Origin of the sequence: Spiractinospora alimapuensis, from assembly GCF_018437505.1 — a bacterium.
In the GTDB taxonomy this organism is placed as follows: Bacteria; Actinomycetota; Actinomycetes; order Streptosporangiales; family Streptosporangiaceae; genus Spiractinospora; species Spiractinospora alimapuensis.
Map to the genome: position 1 here is coordinate 4,244,539 of NZ_CP072467.1, position 12,460 is coordinate 4,256,998.

Here is a 12,460-nt window from a genome sequence, read left to right on the forward strand (position 1 = left end):
GCCCCCGGACGTAACTTCGTCGCGGGGGCCTGTCAGTGAGTGACCTTAGGTGCGATGGGTCCGCTGACCATGTACTTGAGTGAAGGCAGAAACCCGTACTTTTGTGCGGGTTAGGTGATCCCTGCGCGCGCAGCAAGGGCACGGAGTTGGGGAGTGGAGCGTTGATGCTCTCGCCTGAGCAAAGTTGTCAGAAGTTCGGTCGAATGCGCGCCGTAGCGGATGAGCTCCGGGGAGAGCTGTTCGGCCTCCAGCAGTGTGTTCACCGCTGCGGCATCCATGCGTTTTTGCGCGTAGGCGCGGGCGAGGTCTAGGTGGACCTGCGTGCGACGCCCCACTAGCCCGGGAGGAAGGGACGTCACCGCGATCCCCTCGCCTTCGCGAATTGCCATTTCGTGTTCACCAACCGTGACCGCAGTAGAAATGGTGTGAATCTGCACATTCGTCGGTCCGAAAGCGGTGCCGTGCAGATTCGCATCCCGTCCAAGACGATTGGCGGCTCGACGTGCTTGGGAGAGTAGTCGCGGCACTGCCGCTCTATCGAATTCGGCTGCCGCTGCGGTGGCTGCAGCCAGATGCAGTCCGCCATACACGCTGAGCTCTTCAGGGCGGTCCCTGTGCATCCGGCGTTCAAGAGCGTGCGCCGCGCCCATCGCCAGTTCCGCGGCTTCGCCCGGTCGCTTGCGGGAGATGAAGATATAGCTGAGCCGGTAGGCGCCCACCGCGCTGAGTAGAGGGTCCTCGGCGCTCTCCGCAGCGAACATTGCCCGGTCCGCCGCCTGCCACGCAAGGTCAGTGACCCCCACGCGTCGGAGAACCGCGGCGGTCGTGTTGTACACCATGGCGCGTGTGGAGCAAATAGCAGGATGATCTGTGCTCCGGCTGTGGGCCGCTGCTTCCACCCGTTGAATGAGCCTAGGCAACCGCCGTCCGACGTCCTCGTAGCGCGTCGCTTGGTATGCCGCATAGGTCCAGTCCGCCTCGCGGCGCAGGCCTTCGGCGTTAACCGGTTGTGTGTCGGATTCAGCGAGTGTCGCTTCTAGGCCTGAATATCGCATCATCGCACGTTCGATTTCTTCGACCGCAGCGAATCGCATATCTCGCTCGTCGCCTTCCGTTCCCGTTAGATCCGCGATATCGACACGAAGGACCTCGGCAATCCGCGTCAGTACGGTATGGGAATCCACCTTGCGTTTGCCGCGCTCCACTTGGGACAACCAGGACTCCGAACGACCAATCAAGCCAGCCAGAACTTCCTGCGAGATACCGCGCCGGCGTCGGTTACGCCGAATCATCTGGCCCCTGCTGACGGTGTCCATATGCCCGTCCTCGTCTCAGCTACGTCGCTGTGGTCCGGAGTGTGTTGATGAGGGTTTCCCAGGGGGGGATTCGTCGGTGGTAGGGCGCGGTGGGGTCGTGGATGAGAGTGACGGAAGGGATGGCTCTGAGGGTGTTGAGTGAGTTTTGGAAGGCGGGGTGGGATGCGAGTTGGGGTTTGCAGTGGGGGACCACGATTGTGGGGACGTCGTAGCCGACGAGCTCGCACAGGAGGCCGATGGCGAAGCAGTCCGCGATGCCCTGGGCGAACTTGTTGGTGGAGTTGAATGTGAGGGGACATGCCACCACAGCGTCGGCTGGCGGCAAGGACGAGCCGGTTCCCGGCATTCGATAGTCCACGCGGACCGCTTGCCCGGTGATCTCCTCAAGAGCGTCCATGTCGTGGAACCGGGTCCCATTAGGTGTTGAGACCACGCCCACCCTGTAACCCTCAGCCTGAACAGCCCTCACCAACGACACCAACCCCTCGGGGGCAGGCGCGCCAGAGACCACCAGATACAGCGTTCTCACCCCCATACCCCGAAGTATGGCCCCTCCCGGCCATACGCGCGATCCACTCTCCACAACCGGACAGGACAAGCGATCCGCCGACAGAGAGGCAAGAACTGGCGGAGAATGGCGAAAGCGCAGTCCCGAAGCCGCCACGCCCCGCGTGACCTTCTCCCTCGGTGGCAACTCCGGTTCGCTCCGCACCCTCTCGACGGCCTGGTGCCGGGTTTCCTGCTGGCGTCCGTCGTGGTCGGACGACTACGGTCTCCCCATGCCGTCGAACACGAACTTCGTGTGTCTGCCTTGTCGGCGCGTCGTTCGGGGGGCGTTGTGGCCGAAGCGGACGCGGGTGTGTCCCACGTGTGCTGAGCCGATGGTGGACGCGGGGCCGCAGGTGGCGGTTCCGCGGCGATTGGACCGGTCAGGGTGGCGGGTGTTCGGTGCGGTGCTGGAGGCGGGGGTGACGTTTCACTCCACCTGTGGGTGCTGCGGCGACGGCCCGGGGTACCGTCCGCGCACGCCACGGGAGTTTCGGGACTGGATCCGGGACGACGAAAGCTAGGGTCCGTTTCCCCTTGATCCCCCGCGTCGGTACGGTTCCGGCATGGCCAATCCCGCGCGTCGCCCCCTGCTCTTCCTGGATGTCGACGGAACACTCCTCCCACTGGGTGGGGCGCAGCCGCCGACGACCCCGGACCTGCTGGGGCAGTGGCAGCACATCTTCAACCCACAACTCGCCAAGCTCGTCCCGGGGCACGGTCCTCGGCTTCTCGCGCTGCCGTGCGAGCTCATGTGGGCCACCGCGTGGATGCACGAGGCCAACGAGGTGATCGCCCCGATGCTTGGCCTCCCCGAACTCCCCGTGTGCGACCTGCCGGAGGTCCGGGTGGGCCAGGACGACGAGACGCTGCACTGGAAGACCCAGGCCCTCGTCGCGGCCGCGGCCGGCCGTCCCTTCGTCTGGGTCGACGACGAGATCAGCGACCACGACCGCGCCTGGGTGGCGGACAACCACCAGGGCGAGGCGCTCCTCCACCGGGTCGAGTCCTCCGTCGGCCTCACCGACGACGACTTCACCGCCCTCACCGTCTGGCTGGAGTCCTCAGCCGGCTAGTCCGCCAGCGCCCGGTCCCCCAACGGGGTGAAGGGCACGGTCAGGAACTCCTCACTCAACTCGGCGAGTGCGTCGGCGCCCTCGTCGGGGTCCTCGGGGTCGGTGGCCAGCGCGAACACGTGGTACCGACCCCACGTCAGACCGCTGGCCGCACCGCCCGCGCTGTCGGTCTCCGCGGCGGGGGAGTCCTCCGGACCGGCGAGCCCCGTGAACCACTCTCCGGCGTCGATGTCCTGCGCGTCAGCCGCCTCCGCGGCGGCCGCGTCGGTCGGGAAGGCCGCCACTCCGACCGACACCGCGGTGTCACCCGCTTCGTCGGCGTAGACCCCGCGCACCACCTGTCGGCACTCGGTCTCCTCCAGGACCGCGGCGAACGCCCCGTTGCCCGCGTCGGCGCAGGAATCCGCGTCGTCGCTGTGCAGCAGCGAGTAGGAGTCCCCGCTCTCGGTCTCGACGGTCTCGGGGAACAGGTCGTCGGTGGACAGTGCCGAGGTGTCGGTCTCCTCGTTCGCGACCAGTGTCACGTCGTACCCGGTCTCCGCCGCCGGAGGCTCGGAGCTGGAGGCGCTGCTGCCGATGAGGAACGCCGTGGTTCCCGCCACCCCGAAGAGCGCGACGCCGGCACCGACCAGGATCACCCACCGCCAACGCGACGGCCGGTGGAGTTGTTGGAGTTCGGCGAGGTCGTACGTCGCCGTCCCTCCCGACGGCCGAGGAGCCCCGGGCTGGTTGGAGGCGTGCGGTCCGCTGGGCGTGTGGGGGAGTGCCGGCGGAGGTGTCGCGCTCAGGTGGAAGCCGACGGGATTCCCGCCAGGCCGACGCCCTGCAGGGGGAGGCGGTGGTGGTGATCCCGGGGTGGGAGACGCCTGGGGTGGAGGAGGTCCGCCAGCGGCCACGTGCGGCCCGGTCGCAGGGCGTTGCGGCCCCGACGGTGGCGTGCCGGGCGGCGGCCCCTGGACATGTGGTGGCCCCTGCGGCGGACCGGGTGGCGGGCCACCCATGGGGGCGTGTCCGGGGTGCGGGCCGGACGGATGGTGCCCGGGCGGAGGTCCGTGCGGCACCTGAGGACCTGACGGGGGATGCTGTGGTCCGGTTGGCACCGGCCCCGCCATCCCCGGCTGGCCCGGCATCGGGCCCAGAGGCGGCGGTTGCCCCGGCGGCGGTCCCGGAGGAGGCCCGGCGTTTGCGGGCGTATTGGGGCCCGTCGTCGGCGCCGGGGGGTAGCCGGGGGCGAGTAAGTCGGGAGGTGGTTGGGGCGGACGGGGCTGCCCCTCCGGCATGTTCTCTGGCGTTTGCGGTTCGATGACGGATCTCCGGAGATGCAGACGGCACGGTTGGGGGAATCTCGTCGCTGGGCTGGGCCGATACTGTGTCGACCAGCGCCCGTCAGAGGATAGCTCGAGTGGCCGAAGCACTCCCGAGGACAAGGCATAATGGCGTGAAGGAGAATCATCGAACGCGGTGTGGCTACCAATAGCCGCGGGACCAACGGGTTAGGATCCTGGGGCCGTTTTGACCTGCGACGCCGTTAGTCGGTAGGATTCTTGGTCGTTGTGCGTTGAGCTGGGCCTGAACTGTCTCACCAGTCTGGGAGGCAGCGCCACTGCCAAGCGCTCAGCGCATGCGGTGCGTCCGCGACCGGACACCGTGATCCAGTGAACGCGCGTCCCCATCAGCATGACGATGGAACGCGAACTCAAGACGAAGGCTAACGATCGTGCGCACATTCAGCCCGAAGCCCAGCGACGTTCAGCGTCAGTGGCACGTCATCGACGCTTCCGAGGTCGTGCTCGGGCGGTTGGCCAGCCACGTCGCCACGCTCCTGCGGGGCAAGCACAAGGCCTACTACGCCCCGCACATTGACACCGGTGATCACGTCATTGTCATCAACGCCGACAAGGTGGTGTTGACCGGCAATAAGCTGGAGCAGAAGCGTGCCTACCGCCACTCCGGTTACCCGGGTGGTCTGCGCTCCGTCTCCTATGGCGAGCTGATGGAGAAGAACCCCGAGCGGGCGGTGGAGAAGGCCGTTAAGGGCATGCTCCCCAAGACCTCCCTGGGTCGGCAGATGGCCAAGAAGCTGAAGGTGTACTCGGGCACCGAGCACCCGCACCAGGCCCAGCAGCCGGTCCCCTACAACATCACCAAGATCGAGCAGCCCGCGCAGTAGGCGGGGCGCCACTATCAGCACGAGGAGTACCGTGGCCGAGCCCACCGGCACCGAAGGGGTCGTTGACGACGCTTTCGCGGACGACAGCGAGTTCCCCGCCCAGTACACGACCGAGACCCCTGACGAGCCGGGGCACGGAATCGTTCCCGCCGCGGCCGGCCCTTCCGTTGGCACCGGCCGGCGTAAGCAGGCGATCGCCCGTGTCCGTATCGCTCCCGGCTCCGGTGAGTGGAAGGTCAACGGCAAGCCCCTGGAGGCGTACTTCCCGGACAAGGTCCACCAGCAGGTCGTGAAGGAGCCGCTGGTCGCCCTTGGTTTCGAGGAGGGCTACGACGTCTTCGCGCGGCTCACCGGCGGTGGCTCCAGCGGCCAGGCCGGCGCGCTGCGCCACGGCCTCGCCCGCGCGCTGAGCTCGCTGGACCCGGAGCACAACCGCCCGCCGCTCAAGAAGGCCGGATACCTCACCCGCGACTCGCGGGAGATCGAGCGTAAGAAGGCCGGTCTGAAGAAGGCCCGTAAGGCGCCGCAGTACTCCAAGCGCTAGTTGCGCCTGGCGCCGTGTCGGCGGATCCCCCAGGATCACCACACGCCGGTTCCGCGGCGGCAGAATAGAAGCGATCATTCCGCACGGACCGCCACCACCGTGGCGGCCCGTGCGGACGTGTTTTCGGGGCCTGCTGGCCGGTGACGGTTCTTGCAGTGGGTATGTGTCGGGAGAAGGGACGGCGGATCATTGGGCCTCTTCGGGACTGATGGCGTACGCGGTGTCGCTGGTCGAGACCTGACAGCGGATCTGGCGCTGCGGCTGGCGAACGCCGCCGCGAACGAGCTCGCCGGATCCGAGAGACCCGGCGGCCGTGCCCTGGCCGTGGTCGGGCGAGATCCGCGCGCGTCCGGAGAGTTCCTCGAGGCGGCCGTGACCGCGGGCCTGTCCAGCGCGGGCGTGGACGTCATCCGCGTGGGCGTGCTGCCGACCCCGGCCGTCGCCTACCTCACCGGGGTGCTGGAAGCGGACCTCGGTGTGATGATCTCCGCCAGCCACAACCCGGCACCCGACAACGGCATCAAGTTCTTCACCGCCGGCGGGCACAAACTGCCCGACGCCGTCGAAGAGGCCATCGAGGCCCGCATGGAGCTCCCGCCCGACTACGTGCGGGGCGGGCACGTCGGACGGGTCAGCGACTCCGGCGACGGGGCCGACAAGTACGTCGCCCACCTCCTGCACGCCGTGCAGCAGCCGCTGGCGGGCCTGCGCGTCGTCATCGACTGCGCGCACGGAGCCGCGAGCGACGTGGCGCCGCGTGCGCTGCGCCAGGCCGGCGCCGACGTCGTCGTGATCGGCGGTACGCCGGACGGCCTGAACATCAACGAGGACTGCGGCTCCACCCACCTCGGCCTCCTGCAGGCGGCCGTGACCCGCGAGGGCGCCGACGTCGGGCTCGCCTTCGACGGCGACGCGGACCGCTGCCTCGCCGTCACCGCCGACGGAAGTGTCGTCGACGGCGACCAGATCATGGCTGTACTGGCCGTGGAGATGCAGGAGTCCGGCCAGCTCACCCAGGACACGCTCGTGGTGACGGTCATGTCCAACCTCGGGCTGCGCCTGGCCATGCGCGAGGTGGGGATCCGGGTGGTCGACACCCCCGTCGGCGACCGCTACGTTTTGGAGGCCATGCGCCAGGACGGCTACGCCCTGGGGGGTGAACAGTCCGGACACGTCGTCCTGCTGGAGCACGCCACCACCGGTGACGGGATTCTCACCGGCATGCGACTCCTGGCCGCCATGTCCCGGCGCGGTATCCCGCTCGGCGACCTGACCAAGGTGATGACCCGGCTTCCCCAGGTCCTGATCAACGTGCGCGGTGTCGACAAGAGCCGCGTCGACACCGACCCCGGCGTGGCCCGCGCCATCGCCCAGGCCGAGTCGGAGCTGGGCCAGACCGGACGAGTGCTGCTCCGTTCCAGCGGAACCGAGCCCCTGGTCCGCGTGATGGTGGAGGCCGCGGCCCACGAACACGCCCAGAGCGTCGCCGAACGCCTGGCCACCGTGGTGCGCACCGAACTCGCCCTGGACTAGGGAGTCGGCCGAACTCGCTGTTCCAGGAGAGCGCGCCCCATCAGGATTTCTGCACCCCCACCGGGATTACGGCACATCCAACCGGTGGGGTGCACTTCGACCCGCTAATTCGGGGTCGACAACACCCACCTGAGGTCGAGCTCCACGCTGATGCCCGGGGCTGCCGGAGCTCTCCTCGTCCCCGAAACCACCGAAGCCGCAGGTCTACTACCACGCCGACACCGCACGGTCGGTGTGTGTCGTGTTCGGTTCGGTGTCGGGCGAGCGACACGCACGGGAGCTACGGCCGGGTAGAGAAGCGTTCTGGGGGACCGGCTCAGCCGAGGTCGCCTGTGGCGTGGAGTTGGTCGAACAGGACCTGGTCCACAGGGGCGACCCGTGGGCGGTCGGCGTAGCTCAGCCACTCCATCTCGGCGATCTCACCCTGTGGTGTGGGATCGCCGTCGTGGTCGGCCGTGTAGCACGCCATCCGCACCACCGCGTCGCTGCCGTACCCGTCGGCCGGAGCGTCGAAGGTGCCCACGTGGACGGCGGTGCCCCCACGCAGGTTGACCCCCAGCTCCTCCTTGACCTCCCGGAGCAGGGTGTCGAGGTCGCCTTCGCCGGGTTCCCGCTTCCCTCCGGGGATGTAGAAGAGGGTCTTCCCGCGCGACCGTGTTCCCAGGATCCGTCCTTCCAGCAGCGTCACCCACGCCACGGTGTCGACCAGTATCGCCATCGCCACCCCTTGTTTCCCCTGTCGGACGCTCGCCATTGAAGCATGCCGACGCACCGCGCCCGACAGTCCCGCTCACGGGCCGGCGGAGAGTTCGCCCTGGTGTGGTACGTGGCACCAGGGACGAGTCCGGTCACCGTAGGAATGGGCGCCGACGAGCATCCCACCACCCAGACCGCCGAAGGCGAGCCCCCCGAAGAGCGTCATCCAGGTGACTCCGGCGGGTGAGGTGAACGGTTCGGTGGCCCGCGGGGCGGGCAGCGCCCCCAAGCCGGTCAGCGACGCGTAGGTCACCAGGACGACCCCGTACAGGGCCAGGCCGACGCCGAACATCCAGGCCGGGAGCAGAAGCGTCAACCGCGGCACCCTGGAGCCCCCGAGGAACGGCACCCAGCGGGGCAGCACCTGGCCCCAGCGGTGGACCAGCGAGAGCGGCAGCAGGATCCCCAGGGTGGAGGCGAGCACGGTGACATCGACGCCGAGCGCGGCCAGCGCGTCGACCAGCGGCGAGTGCCCCTCGTTGACGGCCTGCCAGGCCGTGGCGGTCACCCCGAGCGCGTCCCCTCCCAGGGTCCAGACCGACTTGGTCACGGCCCAGGGGAGCAGGCCACCCAGGAGGAGGTACACGGTCAGCAGGGTCTGACGGCCCGCCGTGGAAGCCCCGGGGTAGCGCAGCCGCGCATGCCCGGCTTCCGGGTGCTGACGACCGCAGCGGACGCAGTTTCCCCGGGCCCGACGCCAGTGGACGAGCGCGGTGGGCACCAGTAGGCACACGACCAGGGTGTGCAGCACCACCTGGAGAGAGCCCGCGACGCTGTCGACTCCGGCGCCCGCGACCAGTGTCACCAGGTGGGCGGGCAGGCTCAGCATCCCGGTGGCGAACGCTGGGATCGCCGCCGTCGTCACGATCGGCACGAACCATCCGCCCGGTGGGTCCGCTCGTCGAACGGCGGCCAGACAAGCGCCCGCCGTCCCGGCCGCCAGTACGGCCAGTGCTCCCAACGCCCACGGGGCATAGTCGAGCGAGGGCGACCAGGGGACTAGGCTCCCGGCGCCCATCCAGCCCAGTTGCGCGACGGCGAGGACGACGCAGCAGACGACCGCCAGGCGCGGTGCCCAGTGCGGCCACGTCCGTTGTACCGATGCGAGACGCGTCGCCCCGTTCGAGTTCCCCACGGTGTGCCCCGATCAGTTGGCGCGGGCGTGGTCAGCTACGCCGGCGCCGGTTGTAGGCGTAGGCGACGACCAACAAGAGGAATGGCCACGCCGCGAGAGGGCCGTAGGTCCAGAAGACCTCGCCCGCCTCCTCACGCTCAGGCAACGGCGTGCGGTCGGTGACGCGCTCGCTGTCGGTCATCACCGCCAACGAGGAGTCGGGGTTGATCTCGGTGATGGTGTTGGCTTGGTACACGGCGAGGACCACCAGCCCCAACAGGACCAGAGCTCCCGTGACCGCCGGAACGACCGCTGCCCTGACCGGAACACTCCGCCGACCCACACCGGGCACCCAGTCGGGAAGGCGTTCCCCCCACCGGTGGACGAGGCCCAGCGTGAGCAGCCCGAGCCCCACCGACACCACGGAAAGCATCAGCATGTACCAGCGCGGAGTCCCGTCCACCGTGAGGTCCCCGCTGAACGCCCCCACCGCGCGCCACACCGCCGAGGGCAGGACGCACACCGGCACCGCGTACGCCGCCACGACCTCCCACCACGGAGTCCCGGGAACCACTCCGTGTATCAGCCGGCCGCCGCCATCCGACTTTCCCGTACCAGAGGAAACCCCGTGCGCCATGACTCTCTGCCCTCCCGCTGGACGTCGGCCCCGGACCGGCCGCGATCGCGGTCCTCATGCTGCTCCGCGCCAGCCCCCCGCGCTTCCCCCGGGAAGGGGATATGCGCCGCGACAAGGACCGTTCCAGCGCTCAGGCCGGATTGAAGGTCCGCCGAGCCGCGGTCACGTTGGGACGTCACGATCCGCCCTCGTGGTGGGCATCCAAAGCCCACGCTCGGTCACCCCAAGCGCCGCGCGCCCCGCACCAAGCGGCAGGAGCCGTCCCGACGTCCGATGGACGTCCGGCTCCCGACTCACGACACCTCGCCCCAACGGCCGCCCACACATGAGGGTGAGCCCGCCGTCACCAGGCGTCTGACCCTCGGTCGCATCCGCGCGGCAACGTCGTGGCCGGTCACTGACCGGCGTTGTTGTCGCCGCCGAGGAGAGCCGGAGCGGAGGACGGTCCCCGACCAGGCCGACGCTGTCTTCCGGTCGCTGGACGGAACACTCCGAGGGGCACGCGGACGCGTGGCCGGTGCGCCTGGCCGTCGGCGCTCGGTCGCTCGCGTCGCGGCGGTGTGCTGGGGTGACATCCTCCGGTGCGGGTGGGCCGACACTGGCTCACGTCTCATCGCGCGTAGTCTCGACCCCAGCGTCCGCCGAGCCTCACGGCGCATCCGTGGTCGGAGTGCGAGTGGACGCGGCGTTGTGCCAGGGCTCCGAGATCGGGGGCGTGCTACGCACACTGGTGGTCTGGCGGTTGGGAGGCGGCAGCGCTGCGAGGCGCCCGTGTGGTTCCGCAACACGCGACCGTTCGCCGGGGACACGTCACAGGTGTTCGGGCGGACGACCGGTCGAACGATGATTCGTCGAGTCCCTTATGGCATACCTGGCGACCGATTCCTCCATCTCCCTCCGGTGGACGGATTCTGAGGATCGTAGTTCCCCACTACTGGCGCCGGCCGCACTAGTAGTGGGGGCGCGCCAACAGAGGAGCGAGGTCGTGCCCCCTTCGGCCGCTGGGAATCGCCTCAGCCTTCTCCCGATTGGCCGTCACCCGGCACCACCCACCGTCGGTGGCGGCTGGGGATGCCGTGGAGTGCCCGGTCGACGCAGGACTCCTGCGTCACTGCCGGGCGATGGCGGGTGCGCCTCCGCGTAGGACGTACTTCTGGATCTTTCCGGTGGCCGTCTTCGGGAGTTCCTCCACGAACTCGACCTGGGTTGGTGCCTTGAAGTGGGCGAGGTGGTCCCGGGCGAAGCCGATGATGTCCTCGGTGGTGGCGGTGTGGCCGGGGCGGAGGACCACCGCGGCGCGGGGGGTCTCTCCCCAGCGTTCGTGCGGGACTCCGACCACGGCGACCTCCTGCACGGCGGGGTGGCGCAGCAGGACACCCTCCACCTCGATGGAGGAGATGTTCTCCCCGCCGGAGATGATGACGTCCTTGATCCGGTCCTGGATCTCGACGTAGCCGTCGGGGTGGGTGACCGCGGCGTCACCGGTGTGGAACCAGCCGTCGCCCATCACCCGGTCGGTGGCCTCGGGGTCGTTGTAGTAGCCGGCCATCACGACGTTTCCGCGGACCACGATCTCGCCGAGGGTCGTGCCGTCCCACGGCACCTCGGTGCCGTCGTCGGCCCGGACCTTGAGCTCTCCCGAGGTGATGAGCTCGACGCCCTGCCGGGCCTTGAGCCGTCCGCGTTCCTGTACCGACAGACCCTGGTGTTCCGGGCGTGACTCGCACACCGTGATGAACGGCGTGGTCTCGGTCAGTCCGTAGATGTGGGTGACGGTCCACCCGAACCCGTCCTCGAGACGTTCGATCGTCTCCGACGCCGGCGACGCCCCCGCCGTCACGACGTGGACTCCGGACGGGACGGAGCCCCGCACCTCCTCCGGGGTGTTGGCGAGCGTGATGAGCACCGTCGGCGCGGCGCAAAGCCAGGACACCCGCTCGGTGCGGATCAACTCGAAAACGCGGCGCGGGTCGACGGCGCGCAGACACACGTGTGTGGCCGCGGCCGCGGTCACGATCCAGGTGTAGGTCCAACCGTTGGCGTGGAACATCGGCAGCGTCCACAGGTACCGGTCGCCGATGCCCATCCGCAGGTGCAACAGGGTTCCCACGACGTTGAGGTACGCGTTGCGGTGTGTGATCATCACGCCCTTGGGGCGTGCGGTCGTCCCGCTCGTGTAGTTGATGGTGAGCAGGTCCGTCTCCGCGATCTCCGGGGCGACGAACGTCGGGGCCGCCCCCGCGAGCAGAGCCTCGTAGGACTCCCACCCCTCGGCTTCCCCCTCGAGCGCCACGAAGCGTTCCACCCCGGGCATCTGGTCCCGTACCCCGTCCACGGCGGCGAGCTGGTCGGAGTGCACGCACAGCACCTTGGCGCCGGAGTGGTTGACGATGTACACGAAGTCCGCCGGGGAGAGGCGGTAGTTCACGGGAACGAGCACGGCGCCGAGCTGCGGCACTCCGTAGAACGACTCGAGCTGCGCGTGGGTGTTGGGCGCGATGTAGGCGACGCGGTCTCCCTTGGCGACGCCCATCGACTGCAGGGCGGCCGACCAGCGGTCGCAGCGGGAGAAGAACTCCTCGTAGGTGTAGCGGAGGTCCTGGTCGACGACGGCCTCCCGTTGTGGGTATAGCCGCCGCGTACGTCGAGCGAATTCCAGCGGAGTGAGCGGTGTTTCCATGGACGCCTTCTCCCCACTTTCCCGAACCGGGACCACCGAGGCCGATGAGGTCGAACCTACGGTTCTGGTTCCGGAACGGCAAGACCCC

At 68.9% G+C, this 12,460-nt stretch carries 11 protein-coding genes; 4 read left to right on the forward strand and 7 right to left on the reverse strand.

Annotated features, from left to right (window positions below; translation table 11 throughout):
• Positions 1 to 110: 110 nt before the first annotated feature.
• Both J4H86_RS19890 and J4H86_RS19895 read right to left on the reverse strand, forming a co-directional pair.
• Entirely contained in the window at positions 111 to 1,316 is a 1,206-nt protein-coding gene (locus tag J4H86_RS19890; protein WP_236539401.1) for a helix-turn-helix domain-containing protein, read from the reverse strand.
• 19 nt (positions 1,317 to 1,335) lie between these two features.
• Positions 1,336 to 1,851, reverse strand: a complete 516-nt coding sequence (locus J4H86_RS19895; RefSeq protein ID WP_236539402.1) for a flavoprotein — start codon at positions 1,849 to 1,851, stop codon at positions 1,336 to 1,338.
• A 577-nt stretch (positions 1,852 to 2,428) separates the two neighbouring features.
• On the opposite strand from J4H86_RS19895, the gene J4H86_RS19900 reads away from it, so the two are divergent.
• Positions 2,429 to 2,938 carry an HAD domain-containing protein gene (locus tag J4H86_RS19900; RefSeq protein WP_236539403.1) on the forward strand — a complete coding sequence of 170 codons (510 nt, stop codon included), beginning with the start codon at positions 2,429 to 2,431 and terminating at the stop codon, positions 2,936 to 2,938.
• On the opposite strand, the gene J4H86_RS19905 is transcribed toward J4H86_RS19900, so the two are convergent.
• Positions 2,935 to 3,576: a hypothetical protein gene (locus tag J4H86_RS19905; protein WP_236539405.1), complete on the reverse strand. Its 642-nt coding sequence runs from the start codon at positions 3,574 to 3,576 to the stop codon at positions 2,935 to 2,937. The genes J4H86_RS19900 and J4H86_RS19905 overlap by 4 nt on opposite strands.
• 1,079 nt (positions 3,577 to 4,655) lie before the next feature.
• Here J4H86_RS19905 and rplM point away from each other — a divergent pair.
• From rplM to glmM, 3 genes are all read left to right on the forward strand, one after another.
• Positions 4,656 to 5,108, forward strand: a complete 453-nt coding sequence (rplM, locus tag J4H86_RS19910) for a 50S ribosomal protein L13 (RefSeq protein WP_236539406.1) — start codon at positions 4,656 to 4,658, stop codon at positions 5,106 to 5,108.
• Between the two features lie 31 nt (positions 5,109 to 5,139).
• On the forward strand, positions 5,140 to 5,652 hold the full coding sequence (gene rpsI / locus J4H86_RS19915; protein ID WP_236539408.1) for a 30S ribosomal protein S9: 513 nt from the start codon (positions 5,140 to 5,142) through the stop codon (positions 5,650 to 5,652).
• A 189-nt stretch (positions 5,653 to 5,841) separates the two neighbouring features.
• Positions 5,842 to 7,185, forward strand: coding sequence for a phosphoglucosamine mutase (glmM, locus tag J4H86_RS19920; RefSeq protein WP_236539410.1), 1,344 nt, complete (start codon positions 5,842 to 5,844; stop codon positions 7,183 to 7,185).
• 316 nt (positions 7,186 to 7,501) lie between these two features.
• Here the strand turns inward: glmM and J4H86_RS19925 are convergent, their stop codons facing one another.
• The 4 genes from J4H86_RS19925 to J4H86_RS19940 form a co-directional block, all read right to left on the reverse strand.
• Positions 7,502 to 7,903 carry an NUDIX hydrolase gene (locus J4H86_RS19925; RefSeq protein ID WP_236539411.1) on the reverse strand — a complete coding sequence of 134 codons (402 nt, stop codon included), beginning with the start codon at positions 7,901 to 7,903 and terminating at the stop codon, positions 7,502 to 7,504.
• 72 nt (positions 7,904 to 7,975) lie between these two features.
• A complete protein-coding gene (locus J4H86_RS19930; protein ID WP_236539413.1) occupies positions 7,976 to 8,815 on the reverse strand; it encodes a hypothetical protein in 840 nt (279 codons plus the stop codon).
• A gap of 292 nt (positions 8,816 to 9,107) precedes the next feature.
• Complete coding sequence (locus J4H86_RS19935; protein ID WP_236539414.1) at positions 9,108 to 9,599, reverse strand: hypothetical protein; 492 nt, start codon at positions 9,597 to 9,599, stop codon at positions 9,108 to 9,110.
• Between the two features lie 1,201 nt (positions 9,600 to 10,800).
• Positions 10,801 to 12,372: a long-chain-fatty-acid--CoA ligase gene (locus J4H86_RS19940; protein WP_236539416.1), complete on the reverse strand. Its 1,572-nt coding sequence runs from the start codon at positions 12,370 to 12,372 to the stop codon at positions 10,801 to 10,803.
• Positions 12,373 to 12,460 lie beyond the last annotated feature (88 nt).

Bases quoted from the DNA above. Each gene is read 5' to 3' on its own strand.
- J4H86_RS19890 (WP_236539401.1), bottom strand. From the start codon at position 1,316: ATGGACACCGTCAGCAGGGGCCAGATGATTCGGCGTAACCGACGCCGG.
- J4H86_RS19895 (WP_236539402.1), bottom strand. From the start codon at position 1,851: ATGGGGGTGAGAACGCTGTATCTGGTGGTCTCTGGCGCGCCTGCCCCC.
- J4H86_RS19900 (WP_236539403.1), top strand. From the start codon at position 2,429: ATGGCCAATCCCGCGCGTCGCCCCCTGCTCTTCCTGGATGTCGACGGA.
- J4H86_RS19925 (WP_236539411.1), bottom strand. From the start codon at position 7,903: ATGGCGATACTGGTCGACACCGTGGCGTGGGTGACGCTGCTGGAAGGA.
- J4H86_RS19940 (WP_236539416.1), bottom strand. From the start codon at position 12,372: ATGGAAACACCGCTCACTCCGCTGGAATTCGCTCGACGTACGCGGCGG.